Origin of the sequence: Chryseobacterium sp. PvR013 (assembly GCF_017833095.1) — a bacterium.
Classification (GTDB): Bacteria; Bacteroidota; Bacteroidia; order Flavobacteriales; family Weeksellaceae; genus Chryseobacterium; species Chryseobacterium culicis_A.
Genome location: NZ_JAFIBT010000001.1, coordinates 5,470,245 through 5,492,527, shown reverse-complemented (window position 1 = coordinate 5,492,527; position 22,283 = coordinate 5,470,245). Strand labels below are relative to the sequence as shown.

The window sequence follows — 22,283 nt, the reverse complement described above, 5'->3', positions numbered from 1 at the left end:
CCGTAGGAATCTATACTCTTACAATTTCAACGCTTTTACTCTAAAACCCTCTTACTCTAAAACCTTCTAACTCGCACCCCGCACCCCGTAATTCATAAACCCTCCCACTTAATATCTCTCACGCCATCGGGATTTACAAAAGTTTTAATATATTTAAGAAAAAAATAGATGGACAATAGCAATTCCCGCAGGAACTTTCTTAAGACAGCAGCTTTAGCAAGCTTTGGGGCACTGGTTTTACCCAATTCTTTATTTGCCTATTCAAATGATTTTAAAACAGATAAAAAAGTCCGTGTCGGGTTTATCGGTGTCGGTCTTCGTGGTCAGGAACATGTAAAATTACTGGCAAAACGTAACGATGTAGAGATTGTAGCCTTTGCAGATCCTGAAAAAAGGATGCTCGCTGCTTCTCAGAAAATCTTAAAAGACAATAATAAACCGGCTGCTCAGGAGTTTTCCAACGGGGAATATGACTATCGAAATCTTTTAAAATTAAAATCAATAGACGCTGTGGTTATTGCGACCCCTTGGGAATGGCATCTTACACAAGGTGTGGAAGCTATGCGCGCTAAAAAAATTGTGGGCATGGAAGTTTCGGGAGCCATAAAACTTCAGGACTGCTGGGAGTTTGTAAAGGTATATGAAGAAACAAAAGTTCCTATCTTCATGATGGAGAATGTATGTTACCGCAGAGATATCATGGCCATTCTGAATATGGTCCGTAAAGGAATGTTTGGGGAATTGGTACACGGAAGAGGCGGCTATCAGCATGATCTGAGAGGTGTTCTTTTCAATGACGGAGTTAATCCATACAATTCCGGTGCTGAATTTGGAGAAAAAGGATTCAGTGAAGCCAAATGGAGAACAGAACATTATGTAAAACGTAATGGCGAGCTCTACCCTACCCATGGATTAGGTCCGGTTGCCATGATGATGGATATCAACAGAGGAAACCGTTTAACAAGACTGTCATCATTCTCATCAAAAGCGGTAGGACTTCATAAATATGTTGTTGAACATCCAAAAGGTGGAGAAAACCATCCTAGCGCGAAAGTACAATTCAATCAGGGAGATGTGGTAACCACACAGATTGCCTGTGCCAACGGAGAAACTATCCTTCTTACGCATGATACAAGCTTACAGAGACCTTATGATCTTGGTTTCAGAGTTCAGGGAACCGAAGGATTGTGGCAGGATTTCGGATGGGGAGATTTCAACCAGGGACATATCTATTTTGAAAAAACAATGAACCATACCCACCGTTGGGACAATACGGAAAAATGGATGAAAGAATATGATCATCCGATGTGGAAGAAGTTTGAAAATGTTGCTGCCGGAGCAGGACATGGCGGAATGGACTTTTTTGTCATGAATACGTTTATTGAATGTATCAAACGAAATATTGAATTCCCGATGGATGTGTATGATCTTGCCTTATGGTATTCAATTACCCCATTGAGTGAAGAGTCTATTGCCAAAGGTGGTCAGGTGGTTGATATTCCTGATTTTACCAATGGAAAATGGAAAACCCGTAAACCTGTATTTGGAATGACCGATGAGTTCTAAGAAAACATTACTCATATTAGCAGGCGGATTAGGCAGCAGATATAAAGGTCTCAAACAGATAGATGGAGTACTCGGTAACGGTTCGCCGATTTTGGAGTATTCTATCTTTGACGCATTGGAAGCTGGTTTCCAGAAAGTAGTCATTATCGTCAACAAGCTTATTCCTCAAAATTATATGGAAAGGCTCAATGCCATTTCAAAGAGTAAAAATTTTGAACTGCATTGGGTATATCAGGAAATAGACTGTATTCCCATTTCATTGGAAGGTTTTGATTATCCTGATCGAGAAAAACCATGGGGAACTGCTCATGCCGTTCTTTGTGCCAAATATTCGATACAGGAGCCTTTCGTGATGATCAATGCGGATGATTTTTACGGGAAAGAAGCCTATCAGCTGGCTGCCCATGAAATTAACCATCATCATATTTCAGATACCCAGTTGGGAATGATTGCTTATCCTGTAGGTACTACATTGAGTGGAAACGGAGCTGTAGCCAGAGGAATATGTACGCTGGATTCAGAAAATAATCTGATCAAAGTAGTGGAGCAAACATCTATTCAAAGAATAAACAACTCCATCGTTTACATTGAAAACGGAGAAAATATAAAATTGGATCCTGACACCTTAGTATCCATGAACTTTTTTATTTTCCATCCTCACATTTTCTGTTATCTGGAAGCTTATTTCTATGATTTCATAGAATCTGATCCCTTACCGAATCAGGAGTTTTATATTCCTTCCGCAGTACAGAGAATGATGGATGAAAACAGAGTAAAAGTAAAGGTAAAAGCCTCTCCTTCTCAATGGATGGGAGTTACCTACGCTGATGATAAAAAGGAAATTATAGATTTTCTGACTTCAGAGATCAACAACAACAGATACCCGGAAGATTTATGGAGCTAAATGATATTGTTATTGAATTTATCGGTACGGATAATTATGAACTCTCTCCTATCACTGATGGATTGATCAACACAACTTACCTTCTGGAAGATAAGGATCAGGGGAAGAAGTTTATCCTGCAAAAAATTAACAATCATGTCTTTAAACAGCCTGATGTGATCGTCAATAATCATTTAATGGTTAATGAGGTTCTCCTATCGAATAATTATCAGTTTCAAATTATTGAGCCTATCCCTTCTCTTACCCACAAACTTCTGGTAGAGGATGCAAATGGCCAGCCATGGCGCATGCTAAGTTTCATAGAAAACAGTGTTACTTTTCTTACCGCTCCTTCTTTGCAAACGGCTTTTGAAGCAGCTAAAACCTTCAGTTATTTCCTTAGCGTCGTTAATACTGAACAATTACCCGCCCTTGAAGATACTCTTCCTAACTTCCTCAATTTTGAGAAGAGAGTTGCAGATTATAAAAGCTCACTAAAAAATGCGGCCCCTCATTTAAGAGAAAAAGCAAAGACTGAAATAGAAATCACCAACCAGCTCCTGTCCTTGCCAGATCAATGGATTGAGATGGAAAAAAACAATCAGATCCCCAAAAGAATCATTCATGCAGATGTAAAAATCAGTAACATTCTCTTTGATCAAAGTCACAGTCCGTTAGCAGTAATTGATCTGGATACCATAATGATTTCGACTATTTTGTATGATTTTGGAACGATGATCCAGTCCTACACCAATACAACACCTGAAGATGACGGAAGTGCCCAAAACAATTTCAATCCTGAAATGTATGAGGCTGTAAAAAAAGGCTTTTTATTCTATCTCAAGGAAAAACTGACTTCCAAAGAATCTGACAATCTTGATTATGCTGCACAAGTCGCTATTTATATTCAGGAGCTTCGTTTTTTAACCGATTATCTGAATGGAAGTGTTTATTATTCTACGAAATACCCTGAGCATAATTTAGACCGGACTAAAAACCAACTGGAGCTGTTGAAAGGATTGAGAGAATATTTGGGAGTTTGAGAGTCGGAGAGTCAGAAAGTTTGAGAGTAGGAGGGTTTGAGGGTTTGAGGGTTTGAGAATAATAGAGTAAAAACAGATTTCTGCGGAATGACAAAGTGTATGGATAGATAAAGCATTCCGTTTGTCATTCCGTAGGAATCTATGCTCTCACAACTCAAACTCTCCCACTCTCAAACCCGAACCACAGATCCCGAAACTTACCCTAAAATCCAAGATTCGTCACTGAAAAAATATGTACAATGCTGAGATTCCTACGGAATGGCAAGGTGCATGGATAGATAAAGCGTTCCGTTTGTCATTCCACAGGAATTTATGCTCTTACAACTCAAACTCTCCCACTCTCAAACCCTCAAACCCGAAACCCGAATCCCGAATCCCGCAACTTATCTTAAAAATCCAAGATTCGTCACCAAAAAAATCACGTACAACGCTGAGACTCCTACAGAGTGACAAAGTGTACGGCTAGATAAAGCGTTCCGTTTGTTATTCCACAGGAATTTATGCTCTTACAACTCAAACTCTCCCACTCTCAAACCCTCTAACCCGAACCCCGAATCACTAAACTCATCTCAAAAACTCCAGAATTCTTTTCCATTCTTCCAGTTTCTTTTCAAAGGAAACAGTGTGGAGCGGACTTGTAGAAGGCAATAGAAAAATGGGTCGCTTATAATTTTTCCCAAGCACTTTCTGTAAATTTTTGTAGGATTTTCCTCCATTGCAAAAAATAGCTTTAACATTTGGATGTTCTTCCAACAGCTCAGCAATCTGATTCGCTTCTTCATTTTTGATTTCGGAATCCAGACTTCCTTTTCTCTCACAGGAATCAATGACATCCCAAAGGGCAATATGATGTTTCTGTATCGTTTCAATTCTTTGAGTATAATCATGAGTAAATTCTTCGTTCAGCAATTCAAAAATGATTTTCCAGAATTTGTTTTGAGGATGAGCATAATATTGCTGTTTTTCCAATGATTTCACCCCGGGAATTGATCCTAAAATTAGAATGTCAGACTGATAATCAATGATTGGTGGAAATGAAGAAATACGGTTTTGCATATTCAAATATAGAGATTTAAATTATTTTAATCTGGCTGGAAGCTGGAAGCTTGAAGAAGGAAGTTATTGAGGTTTCAAAAAACGGTTGTCCCTATTTTCATCTTTCTAAACAGTGATATCATTAATGTATGGTAACCTCTATCAATGTTAAGATTAACAGCTACTCCCAGCTTCCAATACCCTGAATTTAACTCCCTTAAACCACTCAGATTATTTAGATTTTGGCTAAAGCCATTGGATATTTTTCATAAAAAAAGCGGGCTAAAGCCCGCTCCTATTGATATTTATTTTTATTGATCTTATAAAGTTTCCTTCAGCCAATCAAAGAATTCTCTCTGCCATACCAATCCGTTTTGAGGATGAAGTACCCAGTGGTTTTCATTCGGGAAGTAAACCAGTTTAGATTTTAATCCTCTTAATTTTGCTGCCTGGAAAGCTTCCTGACCCTGCTCGTAAGGAACACGGAAATCAATTCCACCCTGAACGATCATGATGGGCTTATTCCATTTTTCTACAAAATTACTTGGGTTGAATTCTGTATACGCTTTTGGAAGCGGTTTCTCCCATGGAGAACCAAGATCCCAGTTTGCAAACCAAAGTTCTTCCGTCGTCAGATACCATGACTTCATATCAAATAATCCGTCATGAGCGATGAACGTCTTGAATCTGTTTTCATGGATTCCTGCCAGCATAAATACACTGTATCCTCCATAGCTTGCTCCTACAGCCGCTACTCTGTCACCGTCAACATAAGGTAACGTTTTCGCAAAATCTGTGGCTGCCAGATAATCTCTCATCGGCTGTCCACCCCAATCTTTTGAAATATCTTCATTCCATTTTGTTCCCCATCCTGGCATTCCTCTTCTGTTTGGTGCTACCACGATATAATCATTGGCTGTCATTAAGGCAAAGTTCCATCTTACGCTGAAATATTGCGTCAGTGCAGATTGTGGTCCTCCCTGGCAATACACCAATGTTGGGTATTTTTTATTAGGATCAAAGTTCGGTGGATAGTGGAACCAAACTCCCATTTCCTTTCCGTCTGAGGTTTTCACCATTTTAAGTTCAGATTTCCCTTGAGCCAGCTTAGCATAAGTATCTTTATTAGCTTCAGTCACCTGCTTCATTTCTCCGTTTTTAACGTTTACAGAGAACAATTCCGTGGCATGGTTTACATCTGTTCTTCCTACTAAAAGTGAAGATTTATTATCTGTAAAGATTTCATTAACGTCAAAATCTCCTTTGGTAATCTGCTGTACTTTTGCTGATTTGGAATCCAGTGAGAAAAGTTGTTTTGTTCCTCTGAATGCAGCCGTAAAGTAGATTGTTTTTGAATCTGCTCCCCAAAGTACATCTCCGGAAACACTTTCGTCCCAGCCAGAAGTAAGATTAGTGGTTTTCCCTGACTTCCAGTCCAGGATTTTTACATCATTTTTATCTGCTTCATATCCATCTCTGCCCATACTCTGCCAGATCAAAGATTTTCCATCCGGGCTGAATTTTGGATTAATGTCATATCCTTTATTTGATTCTGTAAGGTTTTTGGTGGTACCTGACGCTAAATCATAAGCAAAGATATCTGTATTGGTACTTGTAGCGTACTCTTTTCCGCTTTTAGGCTTTGTAACATATAAAAGCTGTGCAGAATCCGGGCTCCAGATAAAATCTTCAGCACCTCCAAAAGGTCTCTGAGGAGAATCCCAGGTTTTTCCTTCCAAAAGATCCTTTGCTCCTTCTACTTTATCAGCAGTATTCACTACAAATACGTGGTTGTATTTTCCTTCATTGAAATAATCCCAGTGTCTGTGGTTCAGATCTGTGTAAACCTGAGCAGTAGTTTTAGGGGTATCACTGAATTTATCTTTCCCCATCACTTTTTCTACCAATACCTGCTTGCTGAAAGCTATTTTCTTCCCGTCCGGAGAAATTACAACGTTATCAGCCTCACCAATCGTATAAAATTCTGTCCAGGTTTTTCCGGCATCTTTAGAAAGATAGATTTTATCACCTTCCTGCGCATAAATTCCGTTTTTATCCCATTGAATAAGGGCTTTTTTACCGAAATCAATTTTAGAAGACTGATGATTAAGAACATTCAGAAAATAGTTCTCGTTTTTCGTTTTCTCTGTTTTCAGATCTACCTGCCCTACTTTATAGATAAGGGAACCCTGATCTGGTGAAACTGCCTGTACCCCAACTTTTTTCAAAGTCCAAAGAATTTCAGGCGTCATTACTTGTTGTGCATTCATTAAAAGCGGAGCTGCCAAAGCCAGCAGACTGTACTTAAGTTTCATATGTTGATATTCATTTTTTAACGGATTTATGAAATCGCAGTGATTTTATAATATCCTTTTATTAAATTCAAAGATTGCCAAAGTTAATATTTAAAATAAAAATGGACGAAAAAATTAACATTTAAGTTTTACGATATTGAAAATAAATAGTTAATATGCAGCTGAATTTTTATTAATTTTATAAAAACTAAACTAATATCCATTTTACATGAAAAAATTTCTTCTTTTTTCTGCACTCTTTGTGTCTTCTTTCTTTTTTTCACAGTTAATGATAAGCCCTTTTCCCAATCATTATTATAATGCTTATCAGGCAACTCTTTCAGGAAACGGAACTATTTATTATACTACTGATGGGAGCACCCCTACATTGAGTTCCAGTTCAGCAGTCAATAATGTACAGATTACCATTGATCAGAATAAAGAAATCAAAGCATTTCTTGTTGATGGACAGGGAAGTTCATCAGCTGTCATCAGTAAAAAATATTATACAGGAAGTATTCCTACGGCCAACATTTACTTTAAAATTCCTTCTATATGGACTACCGGAAGCTGTGTAATGATTGATATGGTGAGTCCCAATTCCATTGACGGATTTGCCATGGATACCTTCTGGCCAGGGGTTGTAATGCAGCCGGCAGGATGTGAATCCTGGTATAAGGCTGCCAGAAATTTTGAAAGTGCCAATGTACGATTTAACAATTGTACTCTCTTTGAAAATATTCCTGCAACCATCAGTACCAATTTGATTCCGATGGGAAGCACTTTATATTATGATTTTACAGATGGAGTAATAACAACTCCACCCTCATGTTTATTTTTAGCGACTCATGAAACGCAGCAAAAAAACAACAATGTTTTAATCAAAGTTTACCCGAATCCTGTTTCAGATATTTTAAAAGTAAATACCGACCGGAACTTTCAGGAATATGAGATCATAGATGGAAATGGAAGAATGGTGGTAAAAAATCAGTTTGTAAAAGAAATTTCTATTCATCAACTTATTTCAGGAAATTACTTTCTAAAACTGAAAGATTCAAAGGGAGATCTGGTGTTGTTGAAGTTCATTAAAAAATAAAAAAAATCCGCTCAATGAGCGGATTTATATTTTGATCTGTAATGTTTTTAATTAATCTCCATCTGAGAACATTGAGTTCGCCAAAGAGGTTACAATTGACAATAATATACTGAATATAAATGCCCACCAGAAACCATCTACCACCATACTGTCTATGAAATAATCTGCAATCAGGATAATCCCTGCATTAATCACAAGGGCAAAGAATCCTAAGGTAAGGATCGTTAACGGAAGGCCGAACAGACTTAAAATAGGCTTTACAAATATGTTAAGAACCCCAAGTACAATCGCAAAGATAATGGCTGAAGAAAATCCTTCAAAATGTACTCCCGGTAAAATTTTTGTTAAAAGATAAGCTACAATTGCCGTAATAAATAGTCGGATAATTAAGTTCATTGTGATATTTTTTAATGTTTATGGGGGATATGGAGCAAAAGCCATTCCATTTCAAAAAAAAGAATTCCGTGAAACCCTTTATTTAAGGAATATTTTGTCTTTTATTTCCCGTAACGTCTTATTTTATTTTCATCATGGTGACTAATGAGGTCGCTACATGACTTTCTGAGTCCGAACCTTCAGTCTGAACATAAATTTCTGTCCTCACAACAACAATTTTACCTCCACCTTTGATAACATAAGATTTTGAAACCAAAGCATCACCCATCGCAGGACGAAGATAATTCACTTTCAACTCAACGGTCACTACATAGCAATCTTCCGGATAATGGCTCACAGCGGCATATCCTGAAGAAACATCAACCAAAGAGGCGATCATCGCTCCGTTAAACATTCCTGCTTTTCTGGTCATCATTTCCATTTTAGGAATCTTCATGGATATAAAATCGGTTTCTACTCCCAGCAGTTCTGCTTTATAGAATTTCAAGGTTTCCGAACGGTTGAAGCTGTCTGTGATGAGTTTTCTTTTCTCTGGTGTCATTACTTTTGAATTTGAATGTAAAGGTAGAAATTGATTTAAAGATTAAAGAATTTAAAGATTAAAAATTTCCAGTGGCAGGAAGCTTTGAGGGAACTGATATAAACTTATGCTGCTCTTTGATCTCTATATGAATATTTAAATCTTATAGGTATTGAAAACCTGTAACGTTTTTTTGTGTATCGTTTTGTTCAGCAATAATCAAAATTTTTCAGTTCAAAAGGTTAGATTTGCAGGAAAGCTTTATGATGGGTTTAAAAAGGTTTTTACAATTTTTAGGTTTATTGGCAGGATTCTGTTTTCAGGCACAAACATTACATTTGTATGGCGGTGCAGATCAGGATCAGTATCTGGGATGCCTAAACTGTGATAATTTTGATAAAAATTCGATCTGGAACAAGTTCAGCGATTACGGAAATGTCTTCAGTTCAAAATCCATATGGAATCCATATGGAAATTATGGGAGTACCTACAGCGCCTATTCTCCATGGAATTCCTATGCTTCCTATCCTCCGGCAATTCTGGATCAGGACGGAAATTTCTTTGGATTTCTTACTTTGAATCCTTATAAATCTGACAGATCAGAACTGGAACTGGCTGTTATTTTATGTAAGCATCATGAAGAGATTAAAAGTGATGTTGGGGGCTGGTATGAGAGGTTGTTCCGGTAACCTATGAATTCTCACTTCTTCTCCTGGAATATTTATATAAAAAAAATGGTGAAAACATAAGGCTGGATTCCTACGGAATGACAAGTATACCGCTTAGTTTATCCACATCGTTTGTCATTCCGTAGGAATCTAAACTGCATAAATTAAGCTTTTCAGAGAATGACTGTGTATATTTGTTGTTGACTCATTTTTTACAGAGCAAATTGTTTACCTTTTCATAGTATTGAATTCAAAAAAGAAACTCCTTCATTATGCTGAATGATTACAAAAAACACGAACTGTTTGGAAAACCTTTATTACAGAAGATTGATCTTAAAGCGCCATTCAGATCTGATTTCCCGGTTTCTGAGCAGGCTTGTTTTCTGTATGTTATTAAAGGAGAATTTCAATATAAAACAGCAGAACAGGAGTTTACTATTTCTGCTAATTATTCGCTGTTTCTTAATTGTATCAGCTCCGGAAAGTATATTCAAAACTCAGAATCGGAGGAGCATTGTGAAATCGTCATCGTTACTTTCTATCCGGATATTCTGAAAAGAATCTATGACAGGGAACTGCCTGTATTGCTGCAAAAACCGGCAAAAATGGTCTCGAACCAATCCAATGAGAAAATAAATAATGATTTTCTGATTCAAAAATATGTTGAAGGACTGCTCTTCTATTTTGAAAATCCTTCCCTCGTTAATGAAGATATATTAATTCTTAAATTAAAAGAAATTATGTTGTTGCTGGCTCAATCCCAGAATGCTAAAACTATTCAGCTGATCCTGTCACAACTGTTTTCTCCCACAACTTATTCTTTCAAGCAGATTATTGAGGCTAATTTATTTTCACAGCTCACCATTGAACAACTTGCAGCGCAAAGCAATCTGAGCCTGTCATCCTTCAAAAGAGAATTCACCAAATTATATAGTGATACGCCCGCCAACTATATAAGAAACAAAAAGCTGGAAAAAGCGGCCGAATTGCTTTTACGATCAGATGAACGGATTACTGATATTGCATTTGAATGCGGATTCAATGATCTGGCTACTTTTACAAAAAACTTCAGTGATAAATATCGTGTCACTCCTTCAAATTACCGCCAGGAACAAAAGGGGAAATAATTGAGGAGCATTTTTAGGTAATGACACCGCTATTTCTTATTTCCATAAGGAATGTTTCTTTCTGGACCAAACTCTCAAATTCTTGAACTAAATCACAAAATCATTTCTGTCTATCTATCGCAAATTTGTACCATCAGTTACAGGGAACAGAAATATACCTGTCATTACAACTGAAAATGTATCAATTTAAAATACGATCAATATGAATCTATCAGGTTTAGGAATTTTTCATACCATTATCGGTATAGCAGCCCTTGCAGGGGCCATCACAGGGTTTATTAAATATGGCAAAATCAATCTGGCTCAGCGGTCCGGAAAAATATACTTGTATGCAACCGTCATTACATCACTTTCAGCTTTGGGAATTTCTAAGGCAGGAGGTTTCAATGCAGGACATGTATTTTCCTTATTTATCATTGTTCTGATATCCATTGCTTATTTCCTTTTTTCCTATAAAAAGCATGTCGGAAAAGCAAGATATTTTGAGAATTTTTTGCTGTCATTCAGTTTTTTCCTATCATTGGTTCCCACAATTAATGAGACCTTTACGAGGGTTCCCATTGGGCATCCTTTGGCTAAGGATATCAAAGATCCGGTAATTGGCCAGACGCTTCTTGTTATTTTCCTGCTTTTTGTGATTGGATCAATCTTTCAGTTTATGAAGCAGAAAAAAGAGAATGTTGAGATTACACGTCTTCAGTAGGACATTTGTATTGTGCTAAAGATCGTGAAATTGTAGCAGGTAGGGCTGGATTCCTACGGAATGACAAACTGTATGGATAAACTAAGCGTTGTAATTGCCATTCCGTAGGAATCTCTGTATAAATGAAAAGCAGGAAGATTGTTGGAAAACGCAAATACGCAGCTTATTTCCTAAGCTGTATGTTTTTAAGGCGCAAAGATTTTATCTCCGATAAAATGTGATAATGTTCAAAATTGTATCATCTATCTATGAAGTTCTGGCTGGCCATTATTTTATTATCTTTCAAGGACAATGCTCATATAGCGTATATTAAAATTTAACGCGTTTGACTGGCAGTCAACAGGTTGCGGTTTCGAATCCCGTATTCTCCACTCAATAATGATATTTAATTAGCTAAGCTGTGTCTGGAAGTCATCACTCAAAGTTAAAACACCTTCTGCAAGATTTTCCGGATGGGTGGTAAAGCCTTTCAATTTTGAGGTTTTTCCCTTTAATACAAGGTCTAAAAGCTGCTTATCAGACAATTTTTTACCGAAATTTTCAAAGGTAATTTTGAAACCACAGTTTTTAAAATCAGAACATCCTACTGCTGTTTTTCCTTTGATCAGGTTGTGTTCTTTGCATTTTGGGCATTTCGTTTCTTCCCAGGACTGAAGTTCTTTTTTCTGTGCAGGCTCTCTTTTTTTCTTTTCCTTTACTTCTTCTTTTTCTTCTTCCTGAAGGGTAATCACTTTTCCTTTTCCGTACACCACTTTTTCAGTAAGTTCGGTAACCATCTGAATCAGTTCTTCTTTGAACAGGTTGGCTTCATACTCTCCTTTTTCAATTTTACGAAGTTTGGATTCCCATTCACCTGTCAGTTCCGGACTTTTTAACAGCTCATCTTCGATGGTATCAATCAACTGAATTCCGGTTTGGGTAGCGATGAGGTTTTTTCTTTTTTTCTCGATGTATTTTCTTTTGAAAAGGGTTTCAATGATGTTGGCACGGGTGGATGGTCTTCCGATTCCGTTGTTCTTCAGCATTTCACGCAACTCTTCATCTTCTACCTGTTTTCCGGCAGTTTCCATCGCTCTCAGCAGTGTTGCTTCGGTATAAGGTTTGGGAGGTGTTGTTTTTCCCTGGTGAATCATCGGATCATGTGGTCCGGTTTCTCCTACGATAAATTCAGGAATAGTTTGTTCTTCCTCTTTTTCTTTTTCCTTATCGGTAGTTTCTTCCTTAGGCTCTTTGGCATAAACAGCTCTCCATCCTGCTTCAAGCACCTGTCTTCCGCTGGTTTTGAAAGGAATTGTTCCTACTTTTCCTTCCACCAATGTATTTGAAATTTTACATTCCGGATAGAAAACGGCAATAAAACGTTTGGCAATCAGATCATAAATCAGTTTTTCTTCCCTGCTCAGATTTTGAGAAGGTGGAATTTCCGTAGGAATGATCGCATGGTGATCGGTTACTTTTGTATCATCGAAAACGGCCTTTGATTTTGGAATCGGAGCTTCCAGTAACGGAGCAATCAGCTCCTGATAAGGATACATTTTCTGAAGAATACCTGTTATTTTCGGATATAAACTCTCGGATAGATAAGTGGTATCAACACGCGGATAGGTTACGTGCTTCTTTTCATAAAGACTTTGGATATAATTCAACGTATTTTCTGCTGAATAACCGTATTTTTTATTGGCTTCTACCTGAAGTCCGGTCAGGTCGAAAAGTCGTGGATTTTTTTCTTTCCCTTCTTTAATTTCGAAAGAAACGATCTCAAATGGATTGACTTTAAGATATTCCAATCCTTTTTCAGCTCGTTCCAAGGTTTTTAAACGGTCAATCGCTGCATTGAAAAGAACGTCACGATATTTGGTTTTCAGTTCCCAATACTCTTCTGTGGTAAAGGCATCAATTTCTTTCTGACGCTGCACCAGCATGGCCAATGTGGGAGTTTGTACCCTTCCAATGGAAAGAACGGCTTTGTTTCCCCCGAATTTCTTGGTAAAAAGTCTGGTCGCATTGATTCCCAACAGCCAGTCTCCGATAGCTCTGGCATTTCCGGCCAGATACAGATTTTTATAATCTTCTGCAGGTTTTAAGCTGGCAAAACCTTCTTTAATAGCATCTTCCGTCAATGAAGATATCCATAAACGCTGGATGGGTTTGTTACATTTTGCTTTCTGCAATACCCAACGCTGGATGAGTTCTCCCTCCTGCCCGGCATCCCCGCAGTTGATGACCTCATCACATTCTTCGACCAATTTTTCAATGACTTTAAACTGATTTTCAACGCCTTTATTCGGGATCAGCTTGATTCCAAAACTATTGGGAATAATCGGCAGTGAAAAAAGGTTCCAGGATTTGAACTGTGGGCCGTAGTCGTGAGGTTCTTTCAGGGTACAAAGGTGTCCGAACGTCCATGTCACGCAATAGCCGTTTCCTTCCATATAGCCTTGTTTAGGCGTGGTAGCGCCCAATACTTTGGCGATATCTCTGGCAACACTGGGTTTCTCGGCAATACATAATTTCATGAACTCGGGTTTATTGAAGGAGTGCAAAAATCGGGATTTTTTTTGACATTGCCAATTTAGTTGAGGGTTGAGGTCTTAGAGTTGAAAGAGAGGAAATTAGGTTCTGTATTATAAAATTATAAAGATGTAAAGTTTTATAATATATTCCATCAATCCACTTTGTCATTTTGACGAAGGAAGAATCTTACTGATATTAAATGACGCTACATTTCATTTAGTTCAGAATGATATTTTGAAAATCCTACATTCATGCTGCCTTAAAATTAAAAACATTTAAGCTAAAACTTTGTATTTAAATTACTTCCTATATATGTGATTATATACTTTATATAAAAAGCCCCCTTAAAAAAGGAGGCTAAATCAACAATGTAATGAAACTAGGTTCATTATTTCTTTTGAGCTTCTGAAATAGCATCAGCAATTCCTCCGCCTGCAGTTTCAAAGAAGGCAGGACCAGCCAGAAGATATACTTTTTCTAATTTTTTTGTGGTGGACAACTTGTGTTCTTTCAGGTAATTTTCTGAACGGTTGGCATGCACGATTCCTCTTACTACGTTTCCGGCTACCAAAGCGGTTGGAGAGTCTATTCCGGCATCTTTCAGATCACTGGCGAAGGCAAAGTTGGTAACACCTAATCTCATCGCTTCACGGGCTGCCACTTCTCCTACGGAAGTCATTAAATCTGGAGTGAAATTCTTGCGGTCACCCAAACCAATCAATAATAATTTCTTTGCAGACATCGATCCTGCAGGTGGTGTAATTAAAAGAGTTTCCAAAGAATGTCCCTGAAACTGTCCTGCCTTTCTGATATTGGTTAGTTCTCCTTTTAAAGCTTCATCCAGGTGAACCAATCCGTTCAATTTAGCAGGTAAGGCCTGAGCATTGAAGATGTCTCCTTCTGTATATTCGAAAACACAGGCTACCTGAAGCTGGGCATCTGCTGAGGAAGGTCCCTGTACCAATCCTACCATGGAGATACCGTCTACGGTTCCCCAGGTTTTAGAGGTTCCGATGGCTGTTGTTTTTGCAGTGGTTGCAGTGGTTGTTTGTGCAAAATTTAATGTTGAGAATGCTAATGTTGCAATTATCAGTGATTGTTTTAGTGTATTTTTCATGAGATTTTTTGTTGTTAGTTGCTGGTTATTTTTGTTGCTGGTTGTGTGTGTGTTGTTGGATAACGCTAAGGCGCTAAGTTTTTGCTGATGTTTTATTTTTTAAGGCGCAAGTCGCTTAGCTCAGGCTATTTTTTGCTTTTTCAAAGGTAGTTTCTGTGATGTAGATGTGCATTGATGTGGGATAATTTGTTGAGAGGTGTGGGTTTTAATGTTTGTTTGTTGGGATAACACAAAGGCGCTAAGTTTTTGCTGATGTTTTATTTTTTAAGGCGCAAGTCGCTTCGCTCCGGCTATTTTTATTTTTTCAAAGGTAGTTTTTGGGATGGAAAGGTACATTGATCTGGGATAATTTGTTGAGACGTGCGGGTTGCGAGTGTTTTGTTGGATAACGCAAAGGTGCTATGTTTTTGTTGATGTTTTATTTTTTTAGGCGCAAGTCGCTTAGCTCAGGCTATTTTTTGCTTTTTCAAAGGTAGTTTTTGGGATGGAAAGGTACATTGATCTGGGATAATTTGTTGAGACGTGCGGGTTGCGAGTGTTTTGTTGGATAACGCAAAGGTGCTATGTTTTTGTTGATGTTTTATTTTTTAAGGCGCAAGTCGCTTAGCTCAGGCTATTTTTTGCTTTTTCAAAGGTAGTTTCTGTGATGTAGATGTGCATTGATGTGGGATAATTTGTTGAGAGGTGTGGGTTTTAATGTTTGTTTGTTGGGATAACGCAAAGGCGCTAAGTTTTTGTTGATGTTTTATTTTTTAAGGCGCAAGTCGATTCGCTCCGGCTATTTTTGTTTTTTCAAAGGTAGTTTTTGGGATGGAAAGGTACATTGATCTGGGATAATTGTTCAATTAATTTTCAAATTATCTCATTTTCAAATTTTCAAATTCCCTATATTTTTTTAAAACTTAAATACAATTCTGGAGTTGATAAAGAGTCCGTCTTTGTGGCTATCGATGACATCATTGATGAAAGCTCCGGTGTTGAAATACTGTATTCCTGTATTAAAGGTTAAAAATGAATTGATTTTATAATTAAAGCTTCCCAGGAAAGCCGTTCCGATGTATCTCTTTTTTGAGTTTGAAGATGGTAGGTTTAATGTTCCGCTGGGTCTGTAAATTCCGTCCTGGGTAGAATATCTCCAGTTGAAAACTACATCTGCCTGCACTGTTATTTTTTCACCTAAATCAATGGTTGCATAGGGATGAATATCAATTAAGTTTACAGGTCCGATCTGAGGATTAAATCCAAAATATCCACCTTTCGGATACAGAGGATTGAATGTCCCTAATGTTCCGTCTCCTTTATTGCTGTCGCCTGAGATATAATCATTTCTAAGATTGATGGTTGGTTTTCCTTTTACATTTTCAAACATATATCCGATGTCTGCAGAAGCCGTCCATGCGCTGATATTTCCTTTATTAAAGTTGCCAAACTGATAGGCTGCTTCAAAATTGTAGATAAAGCCACCGCCATATTTCCAGAATCTTCCTCCAAAAGTATGTCTGTTTTCGTCTGAAAGTCCGTCTTCAAAGCGTACATCTTTTCTGTGAATCCCCAGATAATACAGCTCCAGGTTTCCACTTCTGGGAATAATCCATGTGTTGTAACTTCCCCAAAGGTTGACTGATTTCGAAGATTTGTTATCGAATGCTCCCGGGTTGATTTCACTGGCAGCCATCATAAAAGCATCTGATCTGAAATTTCCTCTTTTGTACATGAATTTTAATCCATCAAAATAGAGTCTTAAATTCGGGCCTTCTCTTACGGAGATCAGTCTTCCGCTTCCATAGTCCAATTCCTGTCTTCCTGCACGCACGGTCAGTTTTTCTTTATCATTTTTCAGAATATCGAAATCAATGAAGAGGTTCTGAATATTCAGATGGTCTTCATCAATCGGTCTTGGTCCATTTTTCCTTCCATTTTCCCATGCACTTCTCACCTGCCCGAAAATTCTTACCCGTGAGCCCAGATGCAGATCTCCATGTATCGTGTATCTTTGAATCAGAAAAGGATTGCTTCCAATTCCCATTCTGCCCCAGTCTTCATTATTAAAATCTACAAATTCCAGTCTTGCTTCTCCTCCCAATGACAGATATTTGTTATTGTTTTCTGTAATCGGGATGTATTTTATGGAGTTATAAAAAGTTCTTGCAGAGTCTTTGTATGCCGCATAATCTTCATCAAACCTCATCAGCTTAAACTGAGCGGAGAGCTGAATTGGAATAAAAATCTGCAGTAACAGTACAATAGCAATGAGTTTTTTCATAATTATTTCTTTGTTAAATAATGATCCACTGAATATTTTCCTGAACCCACACATAATAAAAACAGGTAACACAAGCTGTACATAAATGGAGTATCTTTTACCAGTAATGCATCATTCCAATGAAGAATAAAATATCCTGTAAGGGTTACAGCCAAGATCGGCAATACAGCAATTCTTGTGAAAAATCCAAAGATTACAAATACCGGAAATACGAGATTGGCAGCATCTGCAAAAAGGCTATTGAATGATTCCGGAAGGTGCAACGGGTTCGGAACCTGCTCTGCTTCTGAAACACCTACTCCTATTTTTTTTAATCCGTGGGCTACGATTAATTCTACAGAAAGTAAGACTCTGAAAACTAAAAGTGCAATATTGATTAGTTTTCCTCCCGGATTGGTATTGGTGATGATGTGGATTAACTTTTTCATGATTGTTGTAACTGTTTTACTATTGAAGACTTTTATGGGTAAGACCACCCCGTCAAAAATTCTTTGAATTTTTGCCACCCCTCCGGAGGAGGGGAATTTTTACCCCTTCAGTTGAAGTGTTTGTGGATTTTGTGGTATAAAAACTATTTTGTTTGATAGCCTCCGTAATATTTCACGGGTGACCATTCCGGAATGACTGGAAGCGGTGCTGGTGCGGCTGTTTTGTAGGTTTCGTCTCCGTACACTACTTTTCCGTCTACTATGGTTAGTTTTGAAGTAATGTTCTTAATTTCTTCATCCTTAACCTCAAAATAGTCTTTATCCAAAATGGTAAGGTCTGCAAAATATCCCTTTTGTATTTTTCCTTTCTGATAGTCTTTTATTAATTCATAGCCGCCATAAGTAGAAAGGGATAAGGCTGTTTTTCTGTCCAGCGTATTTTCTTTGCCCATCACCTGAGTTCCTCCGATGGTTTTTCCTGTTGTGATCCAGTATAAAGCAACCCATGGATTGTAGCTTGCTACTCTTGTTCCGTCTGTTCCCAATCCTACAGGAATTCCCATTTCAAGCATTTTTTTCACAGGAGGAGAAGCTAAAGCCGGCTTTTTACCATATCTGTGGATGAAACTTTCTCCCTGATACGCCATTCTGTGCTGTACTGCAATTCCTCCACCCAAAGCTTTTATTCTTTTCATATTGTCTTCAGTAACGGTTTCTGCGTGATCCATAAACCAGACTAATCCGTTCAAAGGAGTTTCTTTGTTGACCTCCTCAATGACATTTAAAAATCTTGTGATACTTTCATTATAGGTAGCATGAATTCTGAAAGGCCATTTATTTTTTACCAGAAGACTTACGACCTCTTTCATATTTTTCTCCATGGTAGCGGGAAGTTCTGGTCTTGGAAAAAGGAAGTTTTCAAAATCGGCACCATCAGAAACCAGGTTTTCACCACCTCCGTTCACATGGTAATCTATTTCATTGAAATCATTGTGGCCATGATCATCAATCTCTACCATTCCTATCCATTTGGTATAATCTGCAAGCTCAGAACCTTTCTTTTGAGCAAATAAATAATAAGGTAAGCGAACGGTAATTTTTCCTTCTTTGTTCAACTTATCTGTTGTTCCATAATCGTCAGGAAAATTCTGGAATCCTCCTCCTGCATCCATTACAGCCGTTACCCCTAATCTGTTCAGTTCCGTCATATACTGGAGGGTTGAGTTTATTTTTTCTTCTTCTTTCAACTCCGGTAATTTGGCCAATGTTGAATAAAGGATGAATGCGTTAGGCTCTGCAACCAATAATCCTGTGGGATCTCCATTGTTGTCTTTCTCAATTAAACCCTGTGCAGGATTAGGTGTTTCTCCGTTGATATTGAGTTCTTTTAATCCAGCTTTGTTTAACCATGCTTTTCCATAAAGATACATGATGAATGTGGGAACATTTCCCGTGGCCTCATTAATTTCAGCCAGTGTGGGAAGTCGTTTTTCTTCAAACTGATATTCATTCCAGCCTCCGATCACTCTTACCCATTGTCCTTTGGGTGTTCTCTGCGCCTGTTCTTTCAACATTTCCAGTGCTCTTTTTAAAGATTTCACCCCATCCCACCGAAGTTCTGTATTGTAAAATCTTCCTCCACGGATCACATGTAAATGGCTGTCAAATAAACCGGGAATCACTCTGTTTCCTTTGGCATCAATAACTTTTGTATTGCTGTTTTTTAATTTTAAAATCTGGGCATTGGTTCCCACCTGTAAGATTTTATGGTCTTTGATGGCAACAGCCTGTACTTCAGGATTTTTATCATCCATGGTGGTGATCTTCCCATTGGTAATGATCATTTCTGCTTTCTGAGCATGGAGTATTCCTGTTCCTAAAACCGCAGAAAAGATAAGTGTATTCAGTAATTTCATTATTTCAATATTTAAGTTTGAAGTTTTCGGCAGGCTTTCAGCCTGCCGAAAACAGACATCATTAATGTTTTAACATTTCCTGAGCATACTGAATTCCAATACCGTAAGCTCCACCGTGTTTTTTCATCAGATCATTAACTGGTTTGTAGGTTTCTTTTCTTGCCCAGTCTCTCTGAAGTTCCAACACATACTGAACAGAAGTAATTGGGTGAGCTCCTGCCTGAACCATACGGGTGATTGACTGATCGTGAGCTTCTTTAGAAATATCCCCTGAAGCATCTGTTACCACATATACATCATACCCTTCATCAATAGCAGATAATACAGGGCCTACGATACATACACTTGTCCATAATCCTGCAAAAACCAGTTTCTTTTTATTTTTTCCTGTGATGGCTTTGTGAGCGTTAGTGTCTTCCCAGGTATTCATTGTGGTTCTGTCTACATATCCGCTTGTTGCTTCAGGATATACTTCTGAAATTTCAGGGAAAACAGGTCCGCTGAATGATTTTTCAGCCACCGTTGTTACCACTGTAGGAACATTAAAGATTTTTGATCCTCCGGCTACCAGTGCTACATTATTTCTCAGTTCTTCCATGCTGATGCTCTTTGTTGCAAAAGCCATTTGGCCTTCATGATCAATCAATACTACGGCATGGTTGGTAGGGTTTAATAATGATTTTCCAGGGTTTTGAGCTGATACTGTTAATGATAATAAACCAGCTGCAAATGATAGGATTAATTTTTTCATAATTATTTAAAATTTAAGGGTTGTTATTTCTGTTTAATTTTCTTTTACATGGTCATTGGCACCTCCATTACAAGGATTTCGGTACCTTCTTTAATGGCTTTGATATTAATATCCTGAATATCCCAGACTCCAAATCCATCGCGTTCTTCCAAAATTTCTCCGCCGATTTCTGCACTTCCTTTAAGAATGAAAACATAAATGCCGTTTCCATTTTTTCTGATCTTATAATGCGTTTCTTTATTCTGATCAAAAATTCCCAGATGGAACCACGCATCCTGATGAATCCATACTCCTTCATCGTCTGCATTGGGAGAAAGAATCTGTTGAAATGTATTGTGACCTTTTGTTTTATCTAAAGTGATCTGATCATATCTTGGAGTTACATTTCTTTTTTTAGGATAAATCCAGATTTGAAGAAATTTTACCAGCTTATCACTGTTTTTGTTGAATTCACTGTGCATGATTCCCGTTCCTGCACTCATCACCTGGATGTCTCCACTTCTGATCACTGCCGTATTTCCCATGCTGTCTTTATGTTCAAGATCACCTTCTAAAGGAATACTGATAATTTCCATATTGTCGTGAGGGTGTGTTCCGAAACCTCTGCCTGCTTCCACTTTGTCGTCGTTCAGGACTCTCAATACTCCGAAATGCATTCTTTCAGGATTGTGATAGTTGGCAAAACTGAAAGTGTGCTGGCTCAGCAGCCATCCATGATCTGCTTTGCCTCTTGAGTCTGCTCTGTGGATTACAGAATTTTCCTTTATTTTTGATTCTGTATTGGGCAGGTGATTGTATCCGATTGGTTCTAATGGTTCAATCTCATCGATATCATTTTTCATAGCGCTTGCCAGAGAAGCTGATGCGACAAACATTCCTGTTCCCAGTAATCCTTTTTTTAAAAAATCTTTTCTGTCCATATCTCAGTTGTTATTTGTTCGTTTTTGATATGACAAATGTAGAGCGCTGAAAAACCCTGCACATTTAACTAGTTTAATAAATGACTTTTCAGCAAAAAAAAATGCCGGATACTTTTGTATCCGGCAGTATGATTATATTGGATTGTTTTTTGAGAAAATACAGAAGTCTTTTTACTCTTAAGACCTAAAGGATAAATTTGTTTAGATTCCTACGGAATGACAAATACAACACTTAGTTTATCCATACAGTTTGTCATTCCGTAGGAATCTCTGTATGAATGATAAGCAAAAAAATAGTTGGAAAACGCAAAGACGCAAGTTGTTTTTTAAGCTAAATATTTTTAAGGCGCAAGGATTTTATCTCCGATAAAATGGGTGACTATAATTTCACAGGAATATTCACCCCTATAAAATCCATGCAAATCTCTGCAATCTGCAAGTATAAAAAACTAAGATTTATTTCTCTTTTGAGGCAAGTCGTTTTCTGATGGTACTTACAAATTCTTTTGAAACGCCGAGATAAGAAGCGATGTAATATTGTGCTACTCTTTGTGGAATTGAAGGATATACTTTGATAAATTCAAGGTATCTGTCTGAAGCAGTTTTGGAGATCGTATTGACCAGTCTGCTTTGTAATGTGGCGAGATTCCTTTGAACCAGCATTCTGAAAACTCTTTCAAATTTAGGGATCTCATGAAGTAATTTTTCTTTGGTTGCAGGATTCAGCATATAGATTTCCGAATCTTCCAGCGTCTCAATATAAACTTTAGAGGGCTTCTGCTCCTGAAATGAAGCAATATCACTGATCCACCAGTCTTCAATGGCAAACAGAAGCGTAACTTCGGAGCCGTTATCATCCAAACAGTACATTCTCACACATCCTTTGTGAATATATCCTTCAAACTGACAGATTTCTCCTTCTCTGAGTAAAACCGTTTTCTTAGGAAACGACTGGCAGGCAAGCAGATCTGTAAATATTTTTTCTTCTTCGGGAGTGATGGAGATAAATCTTGTAATATTTTTGATGATATTTTCGAACATAA

Annotated in this window: 19 protein-coding genes; 7 read left to right on the top strand and 12 right to left on the bottom strand. The window is 37.8% G+C overall.

The window, feature by feature from the left end; genetic code table 11:
• Nucleotides 1-168: 168 nt before the first annotated feature.
• The 3 genes from JOE44_RS24895 to JOE44_RS24885 are packed head-to-tail and all read left to right on the top strand — an operon-like array spanning nucleotide 169 to nucleotide 3,492.
• Nucleotides 169-1,566: a Gfo/Idh/MocA family oxidoreductase gene (locus tag JOE44_RS24895; protein ID WP_209788977.1), complete on the top strand. Its 1,398-nt coding sequence runs from the start codon at nucleotides 169-171 to the stop codon at nucleotides 1,564-1,566.
• Nucleotides 1,556-2,470: a sugar phosphate nucleotidyltransferase gene (locus JOE44_RS24890; protein ID WP_209788974.1), complete on the top strand. Its 915-nt coding sequence runs from the start codon at nucleotides 1,556-1,558 to the stop codon at nucleotides 2,468-2,470. The genes JOE44_RS24895 and JOE44_RS24890 overlap by 11 nt, the downstream gene beginning before the upstream one ends.
• Nucleotides 2,461-3,492 carry an aminoglycoside phosphotransferase family protein gene (locus tag JOE44_RS24885; protein ID WP_209788971.1) on the top strand — a complete coding sequence of 344 codons (1,032 nt, stop codon included), beginning with the start codon at nucleotides 2,461-2,463 and terminating at the stop codon, nucleotides 3,490-3,492. Before JOE44_RS24890 ends, JOE44_RS24885 begins: the two co-directional genes overlap by 10 nt.
• Nucleotides 3,493-4,056: 564 nt before the next feature.
• Here JOE44_RS24885 and JOE44_RS24880 read toward each other — a convergent pair.
• Complete coding sequence (locus JOE44_RS24880; RefSeq protein WP_209788968.1) at nucleotides 4,057-4,548, bottom strand: DNA-deoxyinosine glycosylase; 492 nt, start codon at nucleotides 4,546-4,548, stop codon at nucleotides 4,057-4,059.
• Between the two features lie 299 nt (nucleotides 4,549-4,847).
• Complete coding sequence (locus tag JOE44_RS24875; RefSeq protein ID WP_209788966.1) at nucleotides 4,848-6,842, bottom strand: S9 family peptidase; 1,995 nt, start codon at nucleotides 6,840-6,842, stop codon at nucleotides 4,848-4,850.
• Between the two features lie 208 nt (nucleotides 6,843-7,050).
• Here JOE44_RS24875 and JOE44_RS24870 point away from each other — a divergent pair, with 208 nt between their 5' ends.
• On the top strand, nucleotides 7,051-7,917 hold the full coding sequence (locus JOE44_RS24870; protein ID WP_209788963.1) for a chitobiase/beta-hexosaminidase C-terminal domain-containing protein: 867 nt from the start codon (nucleotides 7,051-7,053) through the stop codon (nucleotides 7,915-7,917).
• Between the two features lie 51 nt (nucleotides 7,918-7,968).
• Here JOE44_RS24870 and JOE44_RS24865 read toward each other — a convergent pair whose 3' ends face one another.
• Together JOE44_RS24865 and JOE44_RS24860 are read right to left on the bottom strand one after the other, a co-directional pair.
• A complete protein-coding gene (locus JOE44_RS24865; protein WP_047388083.1) occupies nucleotides 7,969-8,313 on the bottom strand; it encodes a phage holin family protein in 345 nt (114 codons plus the stop codon).
• 118 nt (nucleotides 8,314-8,431) lie between these two features.
• Nucleotides 8,432-8,854 carry a PaaI family thioesterase gene (locus tag JOE44_RS24860; RefSeq protein WP_079242415.1) on the bottom strand — a complete coding sequence of 141 codons (423 nt, stop codon included), beginning with the start codon at nucleotides 8,852-8,854 and terminating at the stop codon, nucleotides 8,432-8,434.
• A 242-nt stretch (nucleotides 8,855-9,096) separates the two neighbouring features.
• Here JOE44_RS24860 and JOE44_RS24855 point away from each other — a divergent pair, with 242 nt between their 5' ends.
• The 3 genes from JOE44_RS24855 to JOE44_RS24845 all read left to right on the top strand — a co-directional run bounded on the left by JOE44_RS24855 (nucleotide 9,097) and on the right by JOE44_RS24845 (nucleotide 11,331).
• Entirely contained in the window at nucleotides 9,097-9,522 is a 426-nt protein-coding gene (locus tag JOE44_RS24855) for a hypothetical protein (RefSeq protein ID WP_209788959.1), read from the top strand.
• 251 nt (nucleotides 9,523-9,773) lie between these two features.
• Nucleotides 9,774-10,628 (top strand): AraC family transcriptional regulator, encoded by an 855-nt coding sequence (locus JOE44_RS24850; RefSeq protein WP_209788956.1) that lies wholly within the window; start codon nucleotides 9,774-9,776, stop codon nucleotides 10,626-10,628.
• A 202-nt stretch (nucleotides 10,629-10,830) separates the two neighbouring features.
• Entirely contained in the window at nucleotides 10,831-11,331 is a 501-nt protein-coding gene (locus tag JOE44_RS24845) for a hypothetical protein (RefSeq protein ID WP_209788953.1), read from the top strand.
• A 389-nt stretch (nucleotides 11,332-11,720) separates the two neighbouring features.
• Here JOE44_RS24845 and JOE44_RS24840 read toward each other — a convergent pair whose 3' ends face one another.
• From JOE44_RS24840 to JOE44_RS24805, 8 genes are all read right to left on the bottom strand, one after another.
• Nucleotides 11,721-13,847, bottom strand: coding sequence for a type IA DNA topoisomerase (locus JOE44_RS24840; protein ID WP_209788951.1), 2,127 nt, complete (start codon nucleotides 13,845-13,847; stop codon nucleotides 11,721-11,723).
• 386 nt (nucleotides 13,848-14,233) lie between these two features.
• Complete coding sequence (locus JOE44_RS24835; RefSeq protein WP_209788948.1) at nucleotides 14,234-14,962, bottom strand: M17 family peptidase N-terminal domain-containing protein; 729 nt, start codon at nucleotides 14,960-14,962, stop codon at nucleotides 14,234-14,236.
• 895 nt (nucleotides 14,963-15,857) lie between these two features.
• Nucleotides 15,858-17,225, bottom strand: a complete 1,368-nt coding sequence (locus tag JOE44_RS24830; protein WP_209788945.1) for an alginate export family protein — start codon at nucleotides 17,223-17,225, stop codon at nucleotides 15,858-15,860.
• A 2-nt stretch (nucleotides 17,226-17,227) separates the two neighbouring features.
• Entirely contained in the window at nucleotides 17,228-17,653 is a 426-nt protein-coding gene (locus tag JOE44_RS24825; protein ID WP_209788942.1) for a DoxX family protein, read from the bottom strand.
• A 143-nt stretch (nucleotides 17,654-17,796) separates the two neighbouring features.
• Nucleotides 17,797-19,569, bottom strand: coding sequence for an amidohydrolase (locus JOE44_RS24820; RefSeq protein WP_209788940.1), 1,773 nt, complete (start codon nucleotides 19,567-19,569; stop codon nucleotides 17,797-17,799).
• A 61-nt stretch (nucleotides 19,570-19,630) separates the two neighbouring features.
• Nucleotides 19,631-20,320 carry a hydrolase gene (locus tag JOE44_RS24815; RefSeq protein WP_209788937.1) on the bottom strand — a complete coding sequence of 230 codons (690 nt, stop codon included), beginning with the start codon at nucleotides 20,318-20,320 and terminating at the stop codon, nucleotides 19,631-19,633.
• 44 nt (nucleotides 20,321-20,364) lie between these two features.
• Nucleotides 20,365-21,240, bottom strand: coding sequence for a pirin family protein (locus tag JOE44_RS24810; RefSeq protein WP_245169861.1), 876 nt, complete (start codon nucleotides 21,238-21,240; stop codon nucleotides 20,365-20,367).
• A 456-nt stretch (nucleotides 21,241-21,696) separates the two neighbouring features.
• Entirely contained in the window at nucleotides 21,697-22,281 is a 585-nt protein-coding gene (locus JOE44_RS24805; protein ID WP_209788934.1) for a Crp/Fnr family transcriptional regulator, read from the bottom strand.
• Nucleotides 22,282-22,283 lie beyond the last annotated feature (2 nt).